A 23309-nucleotide genomic window follows, 5' to 3' on the forward strand; every position below is an offset into this window, starting at 1 on the left:
GCGCAACAAAATCAGAGGCAGCGTGATGCACAGGATCAACTTAATCTCTACATCTCCATAAAAAAATAGCCAGTAATTTTATATAATTACTGGCTATTTTTAGGAACTCAGAATGACGATAATAACGATTATCGTTACCAGTCAATTTCCATAGAAAGAAACAACTGCTCTAAAGCGCTCATGAATAACACTTCATCAGGATTTTTTGGATCTGCACTATAAATATCAGCTGCAAATATCCTACCTTCCTTCCCGAAGTAAAAGGACTTTTCAATCTTTTTTAAAACACCCATATCACTCACCCAACGGTGGCTCAAAACAGTGGTTGTTCCAGTCACACTAATATTTTGATAAATTGAAAAAAAATGACGCAATCCTTTTTTTTCAAATTGCTTAATATATTCCTCATCATAAAAATTTAAATCAGTAATCCACTGGATTTGTGAAACGTCAACTTTTGTTTTTATATTACCTTTTTTATTTGTTACGATAAATCCATATTTACACGTATAAGGATCACCTTGTTTTTCAATTAATTTTTTATTAAACAATGTAGGAATATAAAATTTTAAATTTCCACCACAGTAGGAAAATTTCTCCTCTTCAGCAGCATGAACTGAGAAGCTTTGGATAATCAGAAATAATATTAAAAATAATGCCTTATTCATTTTTTATTACTCTCACTTGAGACAGGCTTAAAATTCATCGAAGGCGTTACCGCATCATTAAGAACATACCAGGCATGCTCAAAACACGGCCAACGAATGTCCTTAAAATGTTTACCTCCGGGATTAACACATTTTGTCACCTGAAAAGTCGCCTCTTCAGTAACGCCCAGATCAGCCCAGTAACTAATCCCTGCCTTTCCATATAAAACATACTCGTTCTTCGCCCCATATCTATATCGCTGCTTCGATACCCAGAAAAACCCACTGGCATCGCACGTCAGATTGGCATCCGTAGTTAGTAACTCGACATCTTCATCCAACAAATAAAACCTTCCTTTATATTTACCGTAATGAGTGTAATTCTCACGTCCAGTAAGTTGAAGTAGGCCGCGTCCTTTGAAACGCTTACCATCCCCCTTTAAAGTATTCCCTAATTTATTAGTTTTATTTGCAACAGGTTCGTACATATCAAAGTAACTATCTTTGCCGAGTTCCACCATATATGTCAGACGAGCTGTTTCCGCCGCTAGTTGTCCAAAAAGATGCGCGATCCGATGGGTCTGAGTAATCCCATATTTGCGCATAGCTCTTTGTAGTGCTGGAGACAGATTGGCGGGACGCTTATCCGCGGCAGAGCGGAGGCGAGTTTTTATATCTGTACGCAAGATAGGTGCACTCTCTTTGCCATTCTTATCAAAAACAGTCTCTCGCACCACCCGCACCACCTCCTCCTCACTCAACCACCCGCAATTCCTAAAGTGCCGAATAAACTCCCCCGGATGAAAATGCCATTGCGCTTGCCTGAATGCATCAGGCAGATTCGCCACGCTCATCGCAATGAGGTGGTGTTTTACTTTTTCCCAGTTTTCATCCGTGAGTTGAAACTCTTTTTGTATGAAGGCGTAACGTTTGAGTATGCCGTCCTGATCCCATTCGAACGGAAATTTGCAAATAGTCCGGGCTAGTTTAGGCAGTACGTCTTTATGGCCGATGCGTTTAGCGAGTTTGGTGCGATCGAGGATGCTTTCGGGATTGGTCGGGTCGCGGATCAGGCATTTCAGATCGACTGAGTCACAACGTTGATCGTCGACTTTAGCGTCGTCGCCGAAACAGTTCCAACCAAACTGCGGCAGAAAATCGGCATCGCTGAATTGATAACTGCTGGGGGTATTGAGATCGGCCCAATACTCTTTGCCGTCTGGCGTCATGATTTTTCGCCAGTGAACGGCTTCTCGTGGCAACGGATCGGTGCCGAGATTGCGGCCGAAGCGCAGGAGTTCGTACCAGCCGCTGGGGGTGGAGTCGGTGACATCGTACTTACGGAGGCTGGCGTGGCGCTTGTTGGCTTCATTGAAGAGGTCGTATTCGGCATCCTTGTCCTCGCGCTGGTGCAGGATTTGTCCGTTGACGTGGTAGCTGGTGATGGTGCAACTACCGGGGGCGACGTGGTAATCGAGTGAGACCCATAGCGGTTTACCGAGAAGCGGACCGGGACTATGGATGCTGCCGCGGAGATGGTGCGTTGGCGGCTTGGCCCGAATCGGCGTGGTGTCGGGCAGGTAAATATAGACCTTACCAAAGACACTGTCGGTGCGACCGTTGTCAGTCGGGGCGGACTTCGGATCGGTCCAGAGCGGAACACGTCCGATGATGGTTTGCAGATTGGCAGCGTCGCAGCAAATACCGAGTTCGAGTTGACCGCTATGTCCGTATATTTGCCCGGGTTGACCGAGGATATCTTTGCGGCGGATAGCCTGACCGACCTGGTGCGTCGCCTCGATGGTCGATAAGTGCATATACGACGAATAAAAAGTGACGCTAGTCGCCGTATTACCCGAGGCACCGATATCGGTGGTGTGGGCGATGACGATCATGCCGTTATCGGTCCAGCTGACTTCTGGACCAAAGGCGTTATAGGTCTGACCGTGAGAACGGTCTTTTACCTCTGCGCTGGGCTTTTGTATAAAAACGATATTTCCACCAGCGATGGCGCGCACCGGATGGTGTCCGTTGTGCTGCGGTGGCGCTTTTACATGCAAGCCGGTATGCCATGTCAAATTCTGACTAACCGGAAAATTGCCTTCGGGTGCGCCGGTCGTCGCGTGTCTTGCGTGGACCGGTTGCAGTCCTTTGTTGAGCAGGTCCTGCGCATCCGATGGGTTGGGGAGTAAAAAAGGTGGGCTGATGATCATGGGCTGTCTTTCTGCTGTATCGGGATGCGTGTCTTAAATCGATATGGGGGGAGCGGCCTGATCTGTCTCTTGTCGCATCGCCGGTATCTCGGGCAATAGGGATTCCACACTTTGAGGCCCGAGCTGCGCATGGCCTGCCGCGTGTGTCGTCCAACTGCCGTTTGTGCCGTTAGTGATGCCGCTCGCGTTCCAACGGGTAAAGCTGCCACCGCCATTAATGACGACCTCTTCTTTCGCCTCGATGGTGATGCGATTGGCGGTGTGGGTAATGTTGAGTTTGGCGAGCAGATTGATGCTGTCTTTGAGTGCTTGCAGATCGATATCGCCGCTGGCTGCGGTGGCCTTGATGCCATCTTTATGTGTAAACAATCGCATCCCTTTTTTGACGCTGGCGACTAGCCGTTGTCCGACCGACAGACTGGTATTTTTGCCACTGGTGAGGGCCAGATGTTCACCGCTGGCGATGTGGGTTGAGTGTGGAGTGGTGGTGGCGATGCCGGCGGGGCTGGCGAGGATTAAGTGCGGTTCTGCCAATTCAGGGAAATGGCCTTCTTTCGTCTCCCCGCCGCTGCCTTGGATGGCATCATTTTGTTGTTTGAGTACGCTGGCAATGGCGTTGTGATCCTCCGCATCAAGTGCGTCGTGTTGCTGCGCCAATGCGCCCAGACTGTCCTGATGACTCTGTGCAGAAATCAGGCGTTGCGCAGTTTCGCCGAGATCGGTGATGTGGTCTTGGGCCTGATGACGGGCTTCAGTACTAATTAATAGTCCGTCTTTGGCGCGGATCGCACCATGGCCATCGGTGCGTAGTTCAAACCCTTGACCACGGCCATCTTTGCGCCCGACCTGACCGTCAATGCGGGTGATATGGCCTAGCGATAACTGGCTATGTTGATGGTCGCTTTTGAGTTGGGTTTGAATGTTTCCCTCGGTGTCGTCCATGATGAAATGGTTGCTGCGACCGGGCGCGCTGTTGCCGCCGTCTTTGGTCAACTCACGAATCAAGGCGTGCAGGTGACCTTTTCGACGGTGACTTACGGGGGTAACGCTTATTCAAACGGTAGTCAGAATTCGGGTGCGGACGGGATTGCTTTTTTTCTCATGGATGGCAGCAAAACGCCGTTGCCGGGCGCTTTTGGCGGCAGTCTGGGGTATAGCTGTTCGCAGGGAAAGACACCCGCTGATGGGGTCAATGGCGGCTATCTTGCGGTAGGGATTGATGAGTTTGGTAACTTTTCTAACCCTGGCGATGCGACTGCAAGCGGTCCCGGCAGCCAGCCAGGTTCCATTGTCGTACGTGGTTCCGGCAGTATCACGGGGGCGGCATTAAATGCCGCTTACCCAAGCTATTATCCAGGCAGTTTAAGTGCGGCTAACTTGCTGAGCGCGGTACAAAATACTTGTTCGACAGGCTTCTTGCAAAACTGGAGTGGCGCTACCATTACCGATGCCAATGGTAAGAAAATTAAAAATCAGGCTTCGACCACGCAGGCGGTGGCCGATTACAACTTCCTTTCATCCACATCTGTCACCGCTGTGACCAGCACCAACAGCAACACCACCGCGCTTTACAACCAGGAAGCCATGAACCTGCCATTGCGCGCCAATGCCAATATTTTTACCTACGCACTCAGTATTACGCAGGATGGACTGCTGAGTCTTTCCTATAACGTCAATGGTGGTGCGACCAACAATCCCATCACAAAACAGTCGATTACTGCTGGCAATGGCCCGTTGCCAGCGAATTTTCTGTTCGGCTTCACATCCGGGACGGGTGGCGGCAGCAACGTGCATGAGATCCTGTGTTTTAAGGCCGCACAAATTAACGCAGCGACCGATTCAGCGGGTGCCAATGTGCAGCAGTCGGGGCGTGTGCAGATTGGCTCGCAGTTGTATCTGGCGCTCTACCATCCGGTCAATTCCTGGGGTCAGCTGACAGCATCGAGTTTGCTGACCGATACTTCGGGCAACCTGTCGATTAGTGCTACGGCGAACTGGGACGCCAATTGCGTCTTGACCGGCGGTGCCTGTACGGCCACCGGCGTTGCCACCACAGTGCAAGCGCCGACTGCGCGCGCGATGTTGAGCTGGAATGGGACCACGGGGATTCCCTTTGAGTATGCGAGCTTGTCAACTGCGCAGGCAACGCTGATAGGCGGCACCGTCGACGGTTCTACCAGGACCTCTTTTTTGCGCGGCGACCGTACCAATGAAATTACTTCGCTGGGTGTCGGACCGTTTCGCGCACGTAACAGTGTCTTGGGCGACATCATGAGTTCGAGTCCGGTCTGGGTCGGCTCGCCATCGTCGAGTTATGCCGCCACCGGGACTGACTTTCTGACGCAAACGTCGATGCCAGAATTCGGCACGACTTACAGCACTTTCAGCACCAATAACGCCACCCGCGCCAATATTGTCTATGTCGGTGCCAACGATGGCATGCTGCATGGTTTTCGGGCCGGGGCCAATAATGCAGCTGGCGCGTTCGTCACGACGGGCACGCCGAACGATGGGAAGGAAGTACTCGCTTACGTGCCAGCCGCGGTGGTGAGTAGTATTCATCCTCCTTTAGCCTCGTTGACCACGAATCTGGATTTCTCGTCACCGCAATATGCGCATAACAATTACGTCAACGCCACGCCAGGCACGGGTGACCTGTATTACAACGGCGCATGGCACACATGGTTGGTCGGTGGACTGGGAGCGGGCGGTAACGTCACCGGTACTGTCAATGACACCGTGAGCACGACCAACGGCGTGATCTACGCCTTAGACATCACCAATCCGACTCAATTTGCAGAGGCAAACGCAGCCACGCAGGTGATCGGAGAGTGGAATTCTGGCAGCATTACCTGTAGCAACGACACCGCCACCGTGAAATGCGCCAGCAGTCTGGGCAGCGTCTACGGCACACCGATTATTCGCAGGCTGCACGACGGCAACTGGGCGGTGATTTTTGGCAACGGGCATAACAGCGCCACTGGCACTGCGGGCGTCTACATCATGACGATCAATTACAGCACTGGCGCGACCAGTTTCCGGTTCCTTAACACTGGCGCGGCAAGTACTACCAACAAAAATGGGATCGACTACGTATCCTCTGCCGATCTGGACGGCAACCATGTCACCGATTATTTATATGCCGGCGATTTTCAGGGCAATCTGTGGCGCTTTGATTTAACTAGTAGCACGCCAGCCAATTGGAGCACTGGCAGCAAAATGTTTACCACCGCTGCCGGGCAACCGATCACCACGCGCGTGACCGTCAATTCTGTGGTGCAGGCTGTGGGTCTGCCAAGGATCATCATTGCCTTCGGGACCGGGGAGCAATTTCCGCAAACCCTCACCAGCGCGGCAACCTATACCAGCGGCACGCAATCGCTGTATGGAATATGGGACTGGAATATGACCGCCTGGAACGCATTGGGCAATACCGATTACGCCACACTGGCGTCGCCGCAAACGTACACCACAGCCAACTTGGCAGCGCAAGCGATCACGACCGTCAACAGCACCAGCGGGAGCATTTCAGGCTATCGGACCGTGACCCAGAACCCGGTCTGCTGGTCAGGTCAGGCCGCAACAACGGCTTGCCCGACGGGGACCAATACTCAGTTTGGCTGGAAGTTGCCGCTCTCGACGACAACCTCGACCACGGCTAGCGAACAGATTATTTATAACCCGGTCGTGGCTTACGGCACGTTTGTGGTCAACACCATCATTCCGACGATTAATCAGACGCTCAGTTGCAGTAATCAACCAGCCTCTGGTTTTACGATGGCGATTTCGGCAGGTACGGGCGGTGCGCCGACCAGCTCATTTTTTGCCAGCGCTGCTGCTAACGCTGGTTTTGTCCCGACCGGTTCGGCCATTATTGCCGGGTTGGGATTGAGCGGCACAGGTACCCCGGCATTCTTTACCTCCTATGCAAAAACCTCTATGGCACAGCAGACCGGTTCAGGTCAGGGTGTTATCACGCAAGTTAATCCGCCTAGCGGCAATGCCAGTCGGTTGACGTGGGTGAAATTACGATAATCACTACCAAAGAGAAAGCCAACTATGCGCAATGACCACCTCCATCCACGCAGGGCAAGCGGTTTTACCCTGATCGAACTAATGATCACGGTCGCTATTCTGGGGATTTTGGCGGCGGTCGCTTTGCCGTCGTATAAAACCTATGTCTTGAAGAGCCATCGCACAGACGCAAAAAATGCGCTGCTGGACTTAGCCGCGCGGGAGGAAAAATTTTTCGCCACCAATAACGTCTATTCGATTTCAGGCACGGCCCTGAACTACGGCGCGGCGCTGCCGATCGCGGTCAGTTCCGGCGGCACGAGTTATTACACACTCTCAGTCACACAGGTGACGACCACGGACTTTACTGCCACCGCCACGCCAACTGGCAACCAGACGGCAGACGCCTGTTATGCCTACAGCCTCAATAACCTTGGTGTGCAGTCAAATAGTGTTTCCGGCGGTGGCGCAAACGCGACTGCCGGTTGTTGGTAGCAGGTCAGGTAGCCTGGGTCATCCTCGCGATGGCGCGTTGTTTTTTGCTGGCTGCGCGCCGTCTGCGCTCCAGATATAGCAGCCAGCCAGTGATGCCGAACAGCGGCAAGCCCAGGCCTGCCAAGGTCATCAGAATACGGCCAGGCAAACCGAAATACGACCCCAGATGCAGCACATAAATACTGCTCACGAGTTGCCCGCCGGCAGACTTGTCGGCATAGCGTTCGCGCTGGCTGATCGCGCCGGTTTGCGGTTGCACCAGCATTTGATTGCGGGCGCGTTCGTGCGGAGGTTTTGCGTCAAGGTAATTGATCTGAATCGGCTTACCCGTCTTTTCTGGCAAACGCAGACGCGCAGTGCTGTAGCCGCCGGTTGTTGCTGTCTCTTGCAGAAATGCCTGCCAAGTCAGCGTCAGATCGGTCGGGCTGCCCGCATCGTCGTGGGAAGTTTTAGCTGCGCCGTCGCGCTTTGGTCGTCGTCCGTCAGCTGACTCAGCATTGGCGACTTTCCTGGCACCCTCAGACCGTGTTTGCGATTGTTCACCCACGATCCAATTGGTGCCGTCTTTGAACCAGTCAAAGGCCCAGTACAGACCAGTCAGACTCAACACCAGATACATCACCAAGGCCCATGTGCCCAGCACCAAATGCAGATTCCACAAAAATGCCCGTCCGCTAAGCGAGAAGTTCACTTTGAACCAGTTGCGCCAGTCCAGCGGCTGCTTGGGCCAGCGTAAATACAACCCGGACAACGCCATCACCAGCATACATAGCGCAGTACAGCCGGTAAGCACGCGGCCCATGTTCTGCGAAGTGAGGAACCAGCGATGAAAGCGCTCAACAAATTGGAAAAAATCATTGCCCCGCAATGCCGGGAGCAATGTGCCGGTGGCCGGATTGACGTACCGCATCTCGCCCCGTTTGGCCCCCGGTTCGGGCGCAAAATTGACGCGCGCCGCCGTACGGGGATCGGCATAGACGGTCAATTGGGCAATCCGCAAGGAGGGAGACGATACGTACAGGCGTTCGATCAATTGCTCAGGCGTGAGGGGCGTGCCGGGATTGGTCGCTAAGGTCATCACGCCGGGATTGAGCAGGTCCAGCAGCTCTTCTCTAAACGAGAGTGTTGCGCCAGACAGCCCGACGACCATCAAGATGGTGCCAACGGTAATGCCGATAAACCAATGCAATTGAAATAGAATTTTCTTCATCATGGCGTGACTTGAGAGACGTGTTGGAGAGGTATGTAAAGGTACAAATGATGGTCGTTATGCGGACTTACTTATGTATTCGGCATGATTATAGAAGATAATAACCATTATCATTCGCATTTAATGTAACGTTACGTATAGAAAAGTCTCACAGATTATTCTTAAGAAACGGGTCAGGTGGCCGTACATCACGCATAAAAAAATCCCTGAATCAGCTTTGGACTGGTTCAGGGATTTTTTTCGTGCAACGATTTTTTCTTCTACGCTGGTCGCTCGATCATTTTACGCTCTGGGTACGACAGCATTTCAGGGCCAGTCATTTCTGCCATAGTTATTACCATCACCGCTGGCGTTGGGGCCATCATCGTGGCGATTTGAAAAAGGTGATGCGGAGTAAGAGGATGTTTGCTGAGAGTACCAGTCATTTGTTTTACTTTTTTTGTCATACTCGTTAGCTACCTTCTTGTATCCATCACCCTGCTTTCCAACAGTTGCCGCTGCAACATCCAGAACGCGAGCCGACTCATTAAGATTCTGGGCTTCAGCGGAAGAAGTAGTCTGCTGCTCCGCGCGTGTTCTGTAACTATCCGCAGTGTTTGAGAGGTTATCGGCTTGCTGATATCTGGCGTCAGCTAATCGATGGTGTGTAGCGGCGACGGCACTTTGCACTTCTGACTTGGCTTTAAAATTTTCAGAGGAATTGCGTGGGCCAAAAAAATCCGGGGAGCTGCCAGATGCACCAGGGTCATTATCAGCATAGCAGGCATAGGAAGATACATAACTATCCAGAAACGTCTTACCAGCAGCTTTACCAGGAGTGCTTCCAATAAAAGTAGAAATAATGGCGCTAAAATTCAGAGTGTTGAGTTGCATAAAATTCCAATTGATCGTTTGAAAAATATCCTCCTTAGAGGAAGGGGCAATGCAGCCCCTAAGCCGGGAGAATACGATAAAAACAAAAAAGAAATTTCTGAATTTTTTATAAGAAATCAGCACCCACCTAAAAAATCAGTAGATTTTTCTCAAGAAACGGGTCAGTTGGCTGTACATCACGCATAAAAAAATCCCTGAATCAGCTTTGGGCTGGTTCGGGGATTTTTTTTCGTGCAACGATTTTTTCTTCTACGCTGGTCGTTCGATCATTTTACGTTCTGGGTACGACACCATTTCAGGGCCAGTCATTTCTGCCATGGAAGTTACCGTCACCACTGGCGTTGGGTCCATCATCGCGGCGCTTTGACGAAGATGATGCGGAGTCAGATGCCGAGATAGTTGCGAAACGATCAAATTGTTCACTCGCGGATTGACGATTTCCAGCTGCCTTGAGGTACTCAATCCCCTTCTTTGCGCAATTTATAGACTTACTATCCAGGTGATTAGCCGCTGCTGTATGTTCCGAGGCCTCCGCGGGAGTGCGGGCATTTCTTGCATCCTTGTATTTTTCATCTGCAGCCAATGAGAGGCTCTGTGCGCGATCGAACTTGCTATTCGCCATCTGAGTGTATGTCGACGCCGCACCAGCGCTATCTCTGGACCTTTCTTTTAAATCATCAGGGGAAAATACTGAACCACTGTCAGAGGAAGAGGGCGCTTCATCTGCACGGCAACTTCTGGAAAATACAATATTATTGAGGAACGTATTATCAGAAGCTTCACGAGGAGTGCTTCCAATAAAAGTAGAAACAATTGCGTCAAATTTGAATGGACTTAAATGCATAAAATTCCTTAAATTCTGATATCTCGGATGGCGCATTGAAAACATTTTTTGTCAGGATGAATGCAGTCAATGCCAAGGCGGAACATTACAATGAATACGAAAAAGAAATTTCTGGATTTTCAATAGGAATTTCCTCTATCTTTGAAGCTTTCATTCAAGGCTACCGTTACCATCAGAATCTTGTTAATCAACATAGTGAGGGCGCGCCAAACCGGTGAGACAGGGGCGTTAATCCAACTTTTCTCAACAACCGCAATACAGTCATGACAATCAAAAATGCTATCGCACCACAACCGCTCCCAAGCACACCGCGTTGCAAGTGGGCCAACATGCACAATCCGCTCTACCTTCGCTATCACGATGAAGAATGGGGCGTGGCTTGCCATGACGAAACACGGCTCTTTGAGATGCTCAATCTGGAAGGGGCGCAGGCGGGTTTAAGTTGGGAAACCGTGCTCAACAAGCGCGACAATTATCGGCTGGCATTTGATGGTTGGGATGCGACCAAAATCGCGCTGTACGACGCACAAAAAGTCGCCGAATTGATGGCCAACGCCGGCATCATTCGCAATCGTCTGAAAATTGCCGCCACCATAGGCAATGCCAACGCGTATTTACGTTTGCGCGAGGAGGTGGGCGGGCTGGATGTTTTTTTGTGGGCTTACGTCGATGGCAAACCGTTGTTGGGAGGCGATCCGATTCCGGTCAAGACCGCATTGTCGGATCGCATTTCGAAGGATTTGCTCAAGCGTGGTTTCAAGTTTGTCGGGTCAACGATTATTTACGCGTATCTGCAAGCGGTGGGCATTGTTGACGATCATACGGTTACCTGTTTTCGGCATCACGCCCGAACGCGCCAGGTGCTCGATCAGTTGGAAAATGCCTGAATCCCGGTTTGCGCCCGGCCCAGAATCAAGGCGTGCACATCGTGCGTCCCTTCGTAGGTGTTGACCACTTCCAGATTCACCAAATGCCGGATCACGCCGTACTCGTCCGAGATCCCGTTCCCGCCCAGCATATCGCGCGCCAGCCGCGCAACATCGAGCGCCTTACCGCAAGAGTTGCGCTTCATCATCGAGGTGATTTCGACCGCAGCCGTGCCTTCGTCTTTCATCCGTCCCAGTCGCAAACAGCCTTGCAGGCCTAACGTAATCTCGGTTTGCATGTTGGCCAGTTTTAACTGGATAAGTTGATTCGCCGCCAGCGGGCGTCCAAATTGCTGGCGATCGAGCACGTATTGCCGGGCTCGATGCCAGCAATCCTCAGCCGCCCCGAGCGCGCCCCAGGCAATCCCGAACCGGGCGGAATCCAGACAAGTGAAGGGGCCTTTGAGTCCCTTTACTCCGGGCAGCAAATTTTCTTCCGGCACAAATACCTGATCCATCACGATCTCGCCGGTGATCGAGGTGCGCAGGCCGACCTTGCCGTGGATTACCGGGGTGGACAGACCCTTCCAACCTTTTTCTAAAATAAAGCCACGGATGACGTCGTCCTCGGTCTTGGCCCAGACCATGAAGATGTCCGCTATCGGCGCGTTGGTAATCCACATTTTGGCACCCGATAACTGATAGCCGCCGTCCACTTTTTTAGCGCGAGACAGCATGCTGCCGGGGTCCGAGCCGTGATTCGGCTCGGTCAGGCCGAAGCAGCCGATAGCTTTGCCGCTGGCTAGTTGTGGCAGATATTGCTGCTTTTGCGCCACCGAGCCAAAGGTATTAATCGGCACCATCACCAGCGACGATTGCACGCTCATCATCGAGCGATAACCGGAATCGACGCGCTCGACTTCCCGCGCAATCAAGCCGTAGGCCACGTAACTGAGACCGCCGCCGCCGTATTCGGTCGGTATGGTCGCGCCCAGCAATCCCAGCTCGCCCATTTCTAAAAAGATGGCCGGATCGGTGTGTTCATGGCGAAACGCTTGCAGTACGCGTGGGGCCAGTTTGCCCTGCGCGTAGGCACGCACGGCCTCGCGCACCATGCGTTCATCGGCGCTTAATTGTTGGTCTAAAAGGAGAGGGTCGGACCAGTTGAAGATGGCTTTGGATGGGGTCATGTTTTTTCCTGTGGATGTGCGGTTTCGCATCATTGTGCTGCCGCAGCGCCTTTTTTGCAAAGTCCTGCATCGACACAAGGTATCATCACGGCAGGCATAAAAACAGGCACTTATTTTGCCTTGCGGCAATAATTTAAGCCGTGCAATAACCACATTATTTCTTCTCAGGATTTCTCATGACAACAGAACACTTTATTCCCGGCAAAGACGCCTCGCTCGAGTCCTCGATTAGCTCCATGCAAGGCAAGCTCGAGGCGCTCGGCTTCCATATTGAAGAGCGCTCATGGCTCAATCCGGTTGATGGCTGTTGGTCGGTGCATATCCGGGACCGCGATTGCCCGTTGCTGTTTACCAACGGCAAAGGCGCAACTGAGCAAGCGTCCCGCGCCAGCGCGCTGGGTGAATTTTTCGAGCGGTTGTCGTGCAACTATTTCTGGACCCATTACTACCTCGGCGAAAAAGTGGCCAACGGCCCCTTCGTCCATTATCCACGCGAAAAATGGTTTGAATTGGATGACGACACCGAAACATGGCCAGCCGGTTTATTGACGCCAACACTGCAAAAGTTCTACAACCCCGAAGGCACCGTCGACGCCAGCATGCTGGTCGATTACAACTCCGGCAACGAAGATCGCGGCATCTGCGCGCTCCCGTATGTGCGTCAAAGCGATGGCGAAACAGTCTGGTTTCCGGTCAACATCATCGGTAATCTGTACGCCAGCAACGGCATGTCGGCAGGCAATACGCAAGCTGAAGCGCGCACGCAGGCCTTATCCGAGATTTTTGAACGCGACGTGAAATTCCGCATCATCAAAGACGGCCTGTGCCTGCCGGATGTGCCCGAAGAAGTCATCGCCCGCTATCCGCGCATCGCCTCCGGCATTGCCGCCTTGCGCGCCGCCGGGTTCGGTATTTTGGTCAAAGACGCATCCTTGGGCGGGCAGTATCCGGTCATGAACGTGACGTTGCTCAACCCGACCGACCAAGGTTGTTTCTCCAGCTTCGGCGCACATCCGCGTTTTGAAATCGCGTTAGAACGTGCCTTGACCGAGTTGCTGCAAGGCCGGGCGCTGGATGCCTTGGGCGGCTTTCCGGAGCCAGGATTTGATCTGGAAGAAATTGCCCATTCGCAAAATCTGGAAATTCACTTTGTTGACTCCAGCGGCATCATTAGCTGGAACTTCCTGCGTGCAACACCGGACTTTGCCTTTAGCGACTGGAACTTCAGTAACACCACCGCCGAAGACTACGCATGGTCAGTGGCGGCGATTCACGCCAAAGGCCACGATATTTATGTCGCTGATTTCACCCATTTGGGCGTGTATGCCTGCCGCATTCTGGTGCCGGGCATGTCCGATATCTATCCGGTCGAAGATTTGGAATGGGACAACGTCAGCGTCGGCAATGAGATTCGCGAGCCTATCCTGTTCCTGGCTGATCTGGACGATGAAGAATGTACCGATTTGCTAGCTGAATTGAACGAGTTGGGCTTAGCCGATCAGCGCCCGGTCGCGGCCCTTATCGGTCTGGTAGCCGATGCCGATACGCTCTGGAAAGAGCTACGCGTGGGCGAATTGAAGACCTTGCTGGCGCTGGCTATCGGCGACCGGGAAGCGATCCGCGAAGGTTGCGACTGGATTCGCCATTTCAATCAAATCAGCGCTGAGCGTCAATTGGTGTATCGCTGCATCGAAAGCCTGATCGGACTCGACGATGCGGCACCGTATGCCGACGCCTTACAGCATTTGTACGGCGCAGCAACCGTACAACAAGCGCACGCGCTGCTCAACCGTGAGCAACGCTTTTTCGGCGTGAAATCACCGGGTCTGAATCTGGAAGGTTGCGACATGCATCAGCGTTGGCTGGCGGCGTATGCGAAAGTGCAAGCGGCTAAGTAATTACGCAAGATGGTATGTTGATCCGCGCTAAATAAAAATCGCCTGTAGCGTTTGCTACAGGCGATTTTTTAAACTTGAAGCATGGTAAGTGATACGGCATAACTAATTTGAAAATCCTCTTATTCCGTTCGTGCGGAGTAGCCTACCGGGCGTACCCTCCGACTGGCTGCCAAGGGCGGTGGAGAAATATCAAATGGGTTAATTGTGATTACTTAGTAATGATTATCTAGAATATTCCCAACTATGATCGCTACCTGTTTCGACTGGGAATTTTCTAAAAAAAGGAACATGATCATCAAATGATACTGTCAGCTGACGAATGAATTCATCTGGAGGTGTGATCGATTTCCATACCTCATTATTGGCATTTAACATATTAAGATCATTCAAATATGGCTTCTCTTTTATTGCGACAGTATTGAGTGGTCCGGGTCCCGTTGTATCCCATATTTGTCTTGAGTAAATATCCATAGCTGCAGTTTCCTCTGCACTTGGGTTTTTACCTATAAAAGGTCGGGGTCGATCAAACATTGACATGTCTTTGCTAAACCGGGCGTTACTCTCTTCTGATACGGCATCAAGTACCGGATTGCCTGGATGGCTGGCCCAAACATCATTGTTGAAAACATTGGTCACACCCATCCTCTCATTACTTACCGGGTTACCAAACAAAATATCCCTGGGTGTCGCTAAGAGCTCAACATGAGCAACAGGTGCTTCAATGGTATCGTCGACATCCATATAAATACCGCCATTATTCTTAATTATTTGGATACGTATCTTATCTGCTTCCGCAGCTTTGGAACCGCCTTTGCCATTTTTGATTGCCATATAAAATTTATAATCTTCGGTTTTTTGATACTCTTTGAAGAATGGTTCTTGTCGTATATCTTTAACTTTTACATGCGGAAATGTACTACCAATATTATTGACCAGTTCTGTCAGTACCTCAGGAGTACCGGGATCAACCATCAGAGTGGTCCGATATCCTGTATTAGTGCTCGCATCCCAACACATTTCCGCATTGGCAAGGATAATTTTTTGGTTGTGTTCAGGCATATGTTTACCTGCCCAAAAATAATAAACATCTTTCGGAATGGGCATCGCATTAGTTGGAATCAGTTTAATCGCAGGCAGATCTATTATTTTAGTATCTTCTGATAACATATTTATTCTGGACTGCGCCATACATTTTTCCAGGGTATCGACCTGCCATTGACCATCTTCTTTCAGAAGAATAGGGTCATTTCCTCTTTGCCAAACATTATAATTAGCATCAAACTGAACCGGCTTGGTATAGCCGTCCATGACTACACTATATAAAGAAGGAGTTAAGCCGCTCTTCACTCTAATTCCCTTCAGCGGTATCGTAATGGTCGTCGGATTGGCGTAATTTATGGAAGTACTTACTAGCGCGATAGTATTTTCTGTTTTAATTGTTTGAGGATTTGAAGATTCAGCCGCAGCATCATCTTTTCCCGCAGCCTCTATTTTTTTAACATAGGTAGCTTTCCAACTATTCTGCTTTGTATTAAATTTTACAGGCACGGATATAGTAAGGCCTTCTTTTTCGACATTAACTACATAACCATTAAATTGCCTACTCCATTGAACCGGATAGACATATTCGTCCCCTTCTATAAAATGTCTTGATCCCATAGTGAAAGTATGGTCATCATTACTTGTACGGCTGTCACTTCTGCTCGGTCTAATTCCCGCATCTTTAATTAATTCTTCATTGGTAATGCGGGAAAAGAAAGATAGCGTCATATCATTGGTGATTTTTGGTTCCCACCTTCTGAGGACACTATTATAGATAATGGGAACATAATCAGAGCCGCCTTTATACATGACCATTTCCCCGAATTGATTAGTTTTGAATAGCGCGAGGAATGATTTTTCATTCTGGAAGACGTTAACATATTGATTATTTACTGTATTGATTATTCCTGCACGCTCTCTCAGGATCTGATTATGCGGCAATATATTTACTCCATACTCCTGCCGCAAATCAGGAACTTCCCATTTCTTCGTTTTAGGGTTCAAAACTACCGGTATGTTTCCCTTGCCTTCAGCTCTAAACAAGGCGTCGTAGTTTTTATTACCTGGGCGACCGGAGCCGGGGATGATTTTCTGGTCAGGATAAAGGACACTTTTTGGATTCGATAATGTATGCCGTAGTGCGCCAAAGAAAGTTTGTCCTTCTTCTAATAGTTGTAATTTTTTTTCTGGCGAAACATCATCCTCCATTAACTCTGCCGAAACTTTAAACAGATATGTGACCATTTGAAACTGGATACCTCCTGGTATTGTGGCAACTGCAAAACTTTCTGCTGTTTTCACAAATGCTGTAACCTTATCTGCAATCTCACCTTCAAATCCACCAACCTTTATTATCGTTTCTGTAATGGCGGTAAACGGTTGGGCTGCTTTTCCAAAAGTTTCTAACCGCACTTTATTAAAAGCGCCATAATTCTTGATATGGGGTGGCACAAGAGGTCTGATATCTCCAAATCCAATAGATCTTGTATCGCGATGCTTAACTTCATTTTCAGGAATGAAGTTACTCTGAGATTGACTTAATCCGTATTGTGTAGTTAATGCATTGTCGAGACGATTAATTGATAGAGGATTTTGTGAGGGAATGTTTGACAAGATACCTGGTGTAGATAAATAAGTCCCGATACTAAGCAAACCAAGTTTTTGCCAGGACAGTTTCTTATTTGACCGACTATGACTATGCTTAAACTCTTGCTGAAAAATATGCTGCAGACCTTCTATTTGCCTTTCGTGGTAATGCGCATGTATTTTTCTGATGGCTACCATAGTCTCCAGAATGACATCTTTTCGCATTTCTCGTGTTAATACTTTTCCGTAGATATCTTTTCTGGGAACATCATTGATACTCAATATAGTTGAGTGGTCTAAAATTACATTATTGTTGACCAAATATAGATTTTTAATAAATTCTGAAGCAGTATGGGTTAGGGCTTGGTTAGCATAGTGTGTAGTAATTGAATTGCTTGAATTGCTTGAATTTCTAATAGTATTTTTCATTTAAATATCGCTATTAACTAATTAATAAAAATTTAATAAAATTACCTACTTGCGAAATACACCTGCACCTCAATATATAAAAAATTCTTGCGCATACTTTTCATAAAGTGACTATTTTCTATACGTGATGTGGCATTTAAGAGATGCATACTCTCTTGTGATTGGGCTAAACTAACAAGACTTAGTTTTAGGACTTACGCAAAATCGCCCCAGCGGCGTTATCCCTCTGTCCTACCATTTGTAATGGCATCAAAGGTCTGCCTTGCTGGAATAATTTTGCGTAAGCCCTAATATGAATAACGTGCTTGTTGGCCGTCATTTTGATGGCGTCATTTATTTTAATATTTCATCCGCTCCAATTACCCTCCATGCCCAAACTGACCCTAGACCGCATCCTGCAATCGCAAGGTGTCGGCACCCGCAAATATTGCCGTACCTTGATCGATGATGGCGACATCAGTATCAATGGCGAGGTTGTCAACGATTACCGCGCCAAGATCGAGACCGACGGGCTGACCTTTGTTCTCTTTGATGAGGAATGGGTCTATCGCGAGCAGGTCTACATCGCCCTGCATAAGCCGCCGAACATTGAATGCTCACGTAAACCTAGCCATCATCCCGGCGTGCTGTCGATTTTGCCGGAGGAATTTACCTGGCGTGAGTTGCAGCCGGTCGGTCGGCTTGATCACGACACCACGGGTTTGTTGCTGATGTCGGACGACGGAAAATTTATCCACGCCCAATCGTCGCCTAAGCGTCACGTTCCTAAAATTTATGTTGCCGCGACCCACGATCCGGTGACGCCAGAACTGGTCGCGCAATTATTGGAAGGCGTTCAATTAAACGATGAACCAGTCCCATTGGCGGCAGTAAGCTGCAAGATGATCGACGATCATCATATTGAGATTATTCTGGAGCAAGGCAAATATCATCAGGTAAAGCGCATGCTGGTCGCTGCCGGAAACCACTGCGTAGCGTTAGAGCGCACGGCCATAGGCGCATTGACGCTGACGTCGCTGGCGCTGGAAGAGGGGGATTGGTGTTATCTGACGCCGGAACAGTTAGCGTTGTTGGCACCTGCTTAAATAACAGGACATAAAAATAGGGCGGACAAGCTGAATGCTTGTCCGCCCTATTTTTTTGCTGTGTCTGGGGATTAAAACAGTTTTCGAGAGGCGTTATACGTAGACACTTGCAGTGAAGACCAGCCTGCGTTCGCCCATTGAGAAGCCGCCGCCTTTATGAATGAAGCCGTTGTTGCGATTGAAAGTCAGAATACGATCTGGGGGCACGAACATATCTATCAGTTCACGACTACGGGCATCAATATCCTCATAGACCTCTCCCTTGAGTAGGAGCATGGAGCCGTCCGGAACCACGTGTGTCTTCGACGGGTTGTACAGAACCACTTCGTCTGGCACGTCGGGAGCTTGAATCGAATGTTTGGCGAAATATTCTCTCCGCACGTTTTCGTTGTCAGCATAAATGGCACCTTCGCCAAAATAGACCTTGGTGATGGTGACTGCGGTGGAATCACGGTGGAAGTACTGCGACACCGACGGGCTTTCGCAAGCAAGATATTCGGGCGTCACTACACGCAAAGAAGCTAGTGGATGATCAACGGCTGTTCGTTGCGCAAAATCAGATAGCGCCGACGTTACCTCATTGATCAGCGCCGTCGCTTTGACTTCCGCAGGTAGGGATTGGGTTAGCTTTTGAGTCAGATGCGCTTCAAATTCGCGGTAATCGCGGCGTAAAAAATGGAAGGAAAAATCGCGAGGTAAGGCATAAGTAAGGTCGCGACATGCCTCTGAGAGCAGTGATGTAGGGCTGGAGAATAGTCGATAATTCGAAGATGAGTTCAGGAAGTCATGGTATTCATTCGCACTTAACATGTAGAGTCCTGTCGTTGGTTTAGCTACTTAGGAAATGCAGGCATCGATTTCGTGTCCGAATAATATTGTAGTTGTAGGTGTACTCCTGTTCAAGACACGGTCAGTTGATGCAATTAGCCAAGCAAGCGTGAGGCGACGAAAACATACTGACGGAGGAAATGTTGAAATACACACCGGATGAATTCGAAAAAAAATGGCAGCAACGCTGGGAAGACGAAAAAGTACATCGCGCCTCCCATCCTGGTGAGGCTGGTGCTGTACGCCCGGGCTATTATGTGCTCGACATGTTCCCGTATCCGTCCGGGTCCGGACTGCATGTTGGTCATGCCAGCGGCTACATCGCCACTGACGTGATCGCGCGTAAAAAGCGTATGGATGGTTTTGACGTGCTGCATCCGATGGGCTGGGACGCTTTCGGTCTGCCTGCTGAGCAGTATGCGATCCAAACCAATCAGCACCCGCGCGTCACCACTGACGTCAATACCGCCAATTTTCGGCGTCAGCTTAAGCTGATCGGCTTGTCCTACGACTGGGACCGTGAAATCGATACCAGTGACCCACATTATTATCGCTGGACCCAGTGGATCTTCCTGAAGTTACACGAGAAGGGTCTGGTCTACCGTAAAGACATGCAAGTCTGGTGGTGCGAGGATTTAAAGACGGTCTTGGCCAATGAAGAGGTCATCAGTGGCCGTTCTGAACGCGGCAATCATCCCTGCGAGCGCCGCATGCGCAGCCAGTGGATGTTGCGCATCACGGCATATGCCGAGCGTCTGCTCGAAGACCTTGACGCTCTGGACTGGCCGGAGAGCGTCAAGAAGATGCAACGCGACTGGATTGGCCGTTCTCAGGGCGCGCGGATCACGTTTCATCAGATTGGCGGGGGCGCGGAGGTAGAGGTTTTCTCAACCCGTGTAGACACGCTGTATGGTGTCACTGCTGTGGTGCTGGCACCCGAACATCCACTGGTCGCCTCCTTCGTCAGCGATGAATATCGGGACGCAGTAGAAGCCTACCGGCTTTGGACCGCATCCCGCTCGGAGCGTGAACGTAAGGCCGATGCCCAAACCATCACAGCGCAAGCGACCGGTGGTTTCGTGCGCCATCCGCTTATTTCTGACATGCATATCCCCGTCTACATTGCCGACTACGTATTGCCGGACTATGGTTCTGGCGCTGTGATGGCCGTACCCGCGCACGACGAGCGCGACTATTTACTAGCGCAAGCTGTGGGACTAGAAATCCGCCATGTAGTTATCCCGAAGCAGGGCGGTAGGCTGGTGGTCAACGATTGTTTCGTCAGCGACGGCTGGATGACCGGTTCCGGTGAATTCGACGGCCTTGATTCCGCAACAGCACGTCAACGTATTGTTGCCCGACTTGAGCGTGACGGCGTCGGCAGCAGGCAGACTCTCTATCGGCTGCGTGACTGGATCTTTTCTCGGCAGCGCTATTGGGGCGAGCCCATTCCGTTACTACATACTTCCTCAGGCGAGCTAGTTCCTGTGCGGGAGGATCAGCTCCCTGTGGAATTGCCCGAGATCGCTGAATTTGCTCCAGGTCCGGATGGTTCCTCGCCACTAGCGCGTGCGCATGCTTGGCGCTATGTGACCGATCTGTCCAATGGAGAAACGTTGGAGCGCGTGATCGATACTATGCCCGGTTGGGCTGGCTCTTGCTGGTATTACCTACGATTCATGGATCCGGATAATAGGGAAGCAGCTTTCTCTAAGGAGGCCGCAGAGCGCTGGAAGCAGGTTGATCTGTATGTAGGCGGCGCGTCGCACGCCGTGATGCATTTGCTGTATGCGCGTTTCTGGCACAAGGTGTTATTTGACTTTGAGTTAGTGCCGACGGTCGAGCCGTTCAAAAGGTTATTCAACCAAGGCATGGTGACTTCCTATGCGTATCGTGATGCTACCGGTCGGCTGGTGCCGGTGGATGAGGTACATGTCTGTGGCGAGATTTACCGCCGTCGTAGCAATGGGGAGGTGCTGGAGCGTTTCGGCGCAAAGATGGCCAAATCGCTCAAGAACGTTGTCAATCCTGATGACGTCATCGCCAGTCATGGCTGTGATGCGTTTCGACTGTACGCAATGTTCATGGGGCCGTTGGATGCAGACAAGCCGTGGTCCGACGATGGGATTTCTGGTTGCGAAAAATTTCTAAAGCGGTTTTGGGCGCTGCTCGTCGATGCCGATGGCGGCTTACGTTTGCGTGATGATGCGCAAGGAAAGATCGATGTTGACCGTGCGTTGCATAGGTGTCTGGATCGCGTCGAGCGGTCATTCGACAACTTTAATTTCAACATTGCCGTCGCGGGCATGATGGAGGCGTTCAATGACATTGCTGACACGCGCAGCCTCCTGAGCAGAGCGCAGGCCGACTTCTTCGTGAAGATGCTCGCCCCGTTTGCGCCGCATATCGCCGCTGAACTCTGGCAGCGCTTAGGGCATGCCGGCTTCATTGATCGCGAACCATGGCCCAAGCTTGACCCGGAGTTGCTTAAGCGCGATACCTTCGAATTGGTCATTCAGGTGAGCGGCAAACTGCGCGCCCGTTGTCAGGTAGCCATTGACGACACCGAAGCGCAGATCCGCGAGATGGCGTTACATCAAGCTGCGCCGTGGTTGGAGGGAAAGATCGTAGCGCGAGAAATTTACGTCAGGCACAGGCTGTATAACATTGTGGTGAAGTAAGTTTTTACTTGCAGAGTGTGATATTCCCGCCGATGAAGGCGGGTTAGTTCGTGTTGGCTGAAAGAGCGGATGTCGCCGCCCATTCATCCAATAATTCATTAATGCGACCGAATCATCGTCCCAAACGCTTGCTCACTCAATACTTCCAACAGCAACGAGTGTTCGATGCGGCCATCAATAATATGCACCGCGTTCACGCCCGCTTTAGCAGCGTCAAGGGCGGACGAGATTTTCGGCAGCATACCGCCCGATATCGTGCCGTCTTCGAACATTTCATCGATTTCGCGTGCTGACAAATCGGTGACCAGATTGCCTTGTTTGTCCTGGACACCGGCGATATTGGTCATCATGATCAATTTTTCTGCGTGCAGGATTTCAGCGATTTTGCCGGCGACGACATCGGCGTTGATGTTGTAAGCCTGACCATCTGCGCCAAAACCGATCGGTGAAATGATGGGAATAAAGGCGTCGTCTTGCAGCGCTTTGACCACGGCGGGGTTGATCGCCTCAATTTCGCCGACAAAGCCGATATCGAGAAATTGTCCCGGATTTTGTTTGTCTGGCATTTTCATCCGGCGCGCCCGGATCAGGCCGCCGTCTTTGCCGGTCAAACCAACGGCCTGACCGCCGTAATGGTTGATCAGCATCACGATGTCTTGCTGGACTTCGCCGCCTAAGACCCATTCAACGACTTCCATCGTTTCTTCGTCGGTGACCCGATGGCCTTGCACGAAAGTGCCTTGCTTGCCGATTTTTCTCAGCGCATTTTCGATTTGGGGGCCGCCGCCGTGGACCACGACCGGGTTCATGCCGACGAGTTTGAGCAGAATCACGTCACGGGCGAAGCCGTGCTTGAGGCGCTCATCGGTCATCGCATTGCCGCCGTATTTGACGACGATGGTTTTACCGTGAAATTTGCGTATATACGGTAGCGCCTCAGCCAGAATACCGGCTTTTACTTTAGGAGCAATGTTGGCAATTTCATCGGTCAAGTCCATGGAATATCCTGCGAGAAAGTCTTGAAAAGGTGGGACAAAGAACCGCGTTTTAAAAGTGGTCGGTTAAAGATCGCTAATACATTGCACAAATAGGCGTGCGGCGATGGGCGCGATTTTACAGGGAAAAGTCATCGCTTGTTGAAAGCAAAACAGGGATATGTGGATAAAATGCAGAATTCATGAAAGACACCCGAATATGGCCGAATGTCCCCAATGTCCCGCTTGTCACAGGCAATTTATATGCGGCGTTGTCTCTGACAGCGCAACCGTGTGCTGGTGTCAGGCGCTGCCGCGGCTTGATTTGAGGGCGGTGCCATCAGCGACTGGTGAGGCGACGCAATGTTATTGCCCTGCATGCTTGCAGACATTGCTTGAATTGCAACGAAAATTGACGCCAAACACACTTTAAA

At 50.5% G+C, this 23309-nt stretch carries 19 protein-coding genes; 9 read left to right on the forward strand and 10 right to left on the reverse strand.

From position 1 onward, the window contains the following. Window positions 1-134 precede the first annotated feature (134 nt). The 3 genes from ACVBEF_RS00725 to ACVBEF_RS00735 are packed head-to-tail and all read right to left on the reverse strand — an operon-like array spanning window position 135 to window position 3802. Entirely contained in the window at window positions 135-668 is a 534-nt protein-coding gene (locus ACVBEF_RS00725) for a hypothetical protein (RefSeq protein WP_447122021.1), read from the reverse strand. Continuing rightward, window positions 665-2860, reverse strand: a complete 2196-nt coding sequence (locus tag ACVBEF_RS00730) for a hypothetical protein (protein WP_447122022.1) — start codon at window positions 2858-2860, stop codon at window positions 665-667. Before ACVBEF_RS00730 ends, ACVBEF_RS00725 begins: the two co-directional genes overlap by 4 nt. A 33-nt stretch (window positions 2861-2893) precedes the next feature. Then, window positions 2894-3802, reverse strand: a complete 909-nt coding sequence (locus ACVBEF_RS00735) for a DUF2345 domain-containing protein (RefSeq protein WP_447122023.1) — start codon at window positions 3800-3802, stop codon at window positions 2894-2896. On the opposite strand from ACVBEF_RS00735, the gene ACVBEF_RS00740 reads away from it, so the two are divergent. Both ACVBEF_RS00740 and ACVBEF_RS00745 read left to right on the forward strand, forming a co-directional pair. Then, window positions 3776-6895, forward strand: coding sequence for a pilus assembly protein (locus ACVBEF_RS00740; protein WP_447122024.1), 3120 nt, complete (start codon window positions 3776-3778; stop codon window positions 6893-6895). The two genes, ACVBEF_RS00735 and ACVBEF_RS00740, sit on opposite strands and share 27 nt — an antisense overlap. 24 nt (window positions 6896-6919) lie before the next feature. Beyond that, the gene (locus ACVBEF_RS00745) at window positions 6920-7369 is read left to right on the forward strand and encodes a type IV pilin protein (RefSeq protein ID WP_447122025.1); all 450 of its coding nucleotides are present in this window, start codon (window positions 6920-6922) and stop codon (window positions 7367-7369) included. Window positions 7370-7373: 4 nt separating this feature from the next. Here the strand turns inward: ACVBEF_RS00745 and ACVBEF_RS00750 are convergent, their stop codons facing one another. Together ACVBEF_RS00750 and ACVBEF_RS00755 are read right to left on the reverse strand one after the other, a co-directional pair. Continuing rightward, the gene (locus ACVBEF_RS00750) at window positions 7374-8579 is read right to left on the reverse strand and encodes a PepSY-associated TM helix domain-containing protein (protein WP_447122026.1); all 1206 of its coding nucleotides are present in this window, start codon (window positions 8577-8579) and stop codon (window positions 7374-7376) included. 306 nt (window positions 8580-8885) lie between these two features. Beyond that, a complete protein-coding gene (locus ACVBEF_RS00755; protein WP_447122027.1) occupies window positions 8886-9452 on the reverse strand; it encodes a hypothetical protein in 567 nt (188 codons plus the stop codon). Here ACVBEF_RS00755 and ACVBEF_RS00760 point away from each other — a divergent pair. Then, window positions 9447-9638: a hypothetical protein gene (locus tag ACVBEF_RS00760; protein WP_447122028.1), complete on the forward strand. Its 192-nt coding sequence runs from the start codon at window positions 9447-9449 to the stop codon at window positions 9636-9638. The two genes, ACVBEF_RS00755 and ACVBEF_RS00760, sit on opposite strands and share 6 nt — an antisense overlap. 109 nt (window positions 9639-9747) lie before the next feature. Here ACVBEF_RS00760 and ACVBEF_RS00765 read toward each other — a convergent pair whose 3' ends face one another. Next, window positions 9748-10296, reverse strand: coding sequence for a hypothetical protein (locus ACVBEF_RS00765; protein ID WP_447122029.1), 549 nt, complete (start codon window positions 10294-10296; stop codon window positions 9748-9750). 35 nt (window positions 10297-10331) lie between these two features. On the opposite strand from ACVBEF_RS00765, the gene ACVBEF_RS00770 reads away from it, so the two are divergent. Then, entirely contained in the window at window positions 10332-10514 is a 183-nt protein-coding gene (locus ACVBEF_RS00770) for a hypothetical protein (protein WP_447122030.1), read from the forward strand. 45 nt (window positions 10515-10559) lie between these two features. After that, the gene (locus ACVBEF_RS00775; protein ID WP_447122031.1) at window positions 10560-11183 is read left to right on the forward strand and encodes a DNA-3-methyladenine glycosylase I; all 624 of its coding nucleotides are present in this window, start codon (window positions 10560-10562) and stop codon (window positions 11181-11183) included. Here the strand turns inward: ACVBEF_RS00775 and ACVBEF_RS00780 are convergent. Beyond that, window positions 11165-12352, reverse strand: a complete 1188-nt coding sequence (locus tag ACVBEF_RS00780; RefSeq protein WP_447122032.1) for an acyl-CoA dehydrogenase — start codon at window positions 12350-12352, stop codon at window positions 11165-11167. The genes ACVBEF_RS00775 and ACVBEF_RS00780 overlap by 19 nt on opposite strands. A gap of 176 nt (window positions 12353-12528) precedes the next feature. Here ACVBEF_RS00780 and ycaO point away from each other — a divergent pair, with 176 nt between their 5' ends. Beyond that, a complete protein-coding gene (ycaO, locus tag ACVBEF_RS00785; RefSeq protein WP_447122033.1) occupies window positions 12529-14250 on the forward strand; it encodes a 30S ribosomal protein S12 methylthiotransferase accessory factor YcaO in 1722 nt (573 codons plus the stop codon). Between the two features lie 222 nt (window positions 14251-14472). On the opposite strand, the gene ACVBEF_RS00790 is transcribed toward ycaO, so the two are convergent. Beyond that, entirely contained in the window at window positions 14473-17307 is a 2835-nt protein-coding gene (locus ACVBEF_RS00790) for a glycosyltransferase (RefSeq protein WP_447122034.1), read from the reverse strand. 368 nt (window positions 17308-17675) lie between these two features. On the opposite strand from ACVBEF_RS00790, the gene ACVBEF_RS00795 reads away from it, so the two are divergent. Then, window positions 17676-18392 carry a pseudouridine synthase gene (locus ACVBEF_RS00795; RefSeq protein WP_447122035.1) on the forward strand — a complete coding sequence of 239 codons (717 nt, stop codon included), beginning with the start codon at window positions 17676-17678 and terminating at the stop codon, window positions 18390-18392. A gap of 93 nt (window positions 18393-18485) precedes the next feature. On the opposite strand, the gene ACVBEF_RS00800 is transcribed toward ACVBEF_RS00795, so the two are convergent. After that, entirely contained in the window at window positions 18486-19202 is a 717-nt protein-coding gene (locus ACVBEF_RS00800) for a DUF1826 domain-containing protein (RefSeq protein WP_447122036.1), read from the reverse strand. 161 nt (window positions 19203-19363) lie between these two features. On the opposite strand from ACVBEF_RS00800, the gene leuS reads away from it, so the two are divergent. Further along, a complete protein-coding gene (gene leuS, locus ACVBEF_RS00805) occupies window positions 19364-21901 on the forward strand; it encodes a leucine--tRNA ligase (RefSeq protein WP_447122037.1) in 2538 nt (845 codons plus the stop codon). 98 nt (window positions 21902-21999) lie between these two features. On the opposite strand, the gene argB is transcribed toward leuS, so the two are convergent. After that, window positions 22000-22899: an acetylglutamate kinase gene (argB, locus tag ACVBEF_RS00810; RefSeq protein WP_447122038.1), complete on the reverse strand. Its 900-nt coding sequence runs from the start codon at window positions 22897-22899 to the stop codon at window positions 22000-22002. A gap of 196 nt (window positions 22900-23095) precedes the next feature. Between argB and ACVBEF_RS00815 the strand changes: the two genes are divergently transcribed. Then, window positions 23096-23308, forward strand: coding sequence for a cysteine-rich CWC family protein (locus tag ACVBEF_RS00815; protein ID WP_447122039.1), 213 nt, complete (start codon window positions 23096-23098; stop codon window positions 23306-23308). Window position 23309 lies beyond the last annotated feature (1 nt).

Source organism: Glaciimonas sp. GG7, assembly GCF_052976905.1.

What these genes read in the sequence shown, in the direction of transcription:
- ACVBEF_RS00735 (WP_447122023.1), bottom strand. Translation starts at nt 3,802, where the DNA reads ATGGACGACACCGAGGGAAACATTCAAACCCAACTCAAAAGCGACCAT.
- argB (WP_447122038.1), bottom strand. Translation starts at nt 22,899, where the DNA reads ATGGACTTGACCGATGAAATTGCCAACATTGCTCCTAAAGTAAAAGCC.
- ACVBEF_RS00790 (WP_447122034.1), bottom strand. Translation starts at nt 17,307, where the DNA reads ATGAAAAATACTATTAGAAATTCAAGCAATTCAAGCAATTCAATTACT.
- ycaO (WP_447122033.1), top strand. Translation starts at nt 12,529, where the DNA reads ATGACAACAGAACACTTTATTCCCGGCAAAGACGCCTCGCTCGAGTCC.
- ACVBEF_RS00755 (WP_447122027.1), bottom strand. Translation starts at nt 9,452, where the DNA reads ATGCAACTCAACACTCTGAATTTTAGCGCCATTATTTCTACTTTTATT.
- ACVBEF_RS00800 (WP_447122036.1), bottom strand. Translation starts at nt 19,202, where the DNA reads ATGTTAAGTGCGAATGAATACCATGACTTCCTGAACTCATCTTCGAAT.
- ACVBEF_RS00730 (WP_447122022.1), bottom strand. Translation starts at nt 2,860, where the DNA reads ATGATCATCAGCCCACCTTTTTTACTCCCCAACCCATCGGATGCGCAG.
- ACVBEF_RS00745 (WP_447122025.1), top strand. Translation starts at nt 6,920, where the DNA reads ATGCGCAATGACCACCTCCATCCACGCAGGGCAAGCGGTTTTACCCTG.
- ACVBEF_RS00725 (WP_447122021.1), bottom strand. Translation starts at nt 668, where the DNA reads ATGAATAAGGCATTATTTTTAATATTATTTCTGATTATCCAAAGCTTC.
- ACVBEF_RS00780 (WP_447122032.1), bottom strand. Translation starts at nt 12,352, where the DNA reads ATGACCCCATCCAAAGCCATCTTCAACTGGTCCGACCCTCTCCTTTTA.
- ACVBEF_RS00815 (WP_447122039.1), top strand. Translation starts at nt 23,096, where the DNA reads ATGGCCGAATGTCCCCAATGTCCCGCTTGTCACAGGCAATTTATATGC.
- ACVBEF_RS00795 (WP_447122035.1), top strand. Translation starts at nt 17,676, where the DNA reads ATGCCCAAACTGACCCTAGACCGCATCCTGCAATCGCAAGGTGTCGGC.
- ACVBEF_RS00765 (WP_447122029.1), bottom strand. Translation starts at nt 10,296, where the DNA reads ATGCATTTAAGTCCATTCAAATTTGACGCAATTGTTTCTACTTTTATT.
- ACVBEF_RS00750 (WP_447122026.1), bottom strand. Translation starts at nt 8,579, where the DNA reads ATGAAGAAAATTCTATTTCAATTGCATTGGTTTATCGGCATTACCGTT.
- ACVBEF_RS00775 (WP_447122031.1), top strand. Translation starts at nt 10,560, where the DNA reads ATGACAATCAAAAATGCTATCGCACCACAACCGCTCCCAAGCACACCG.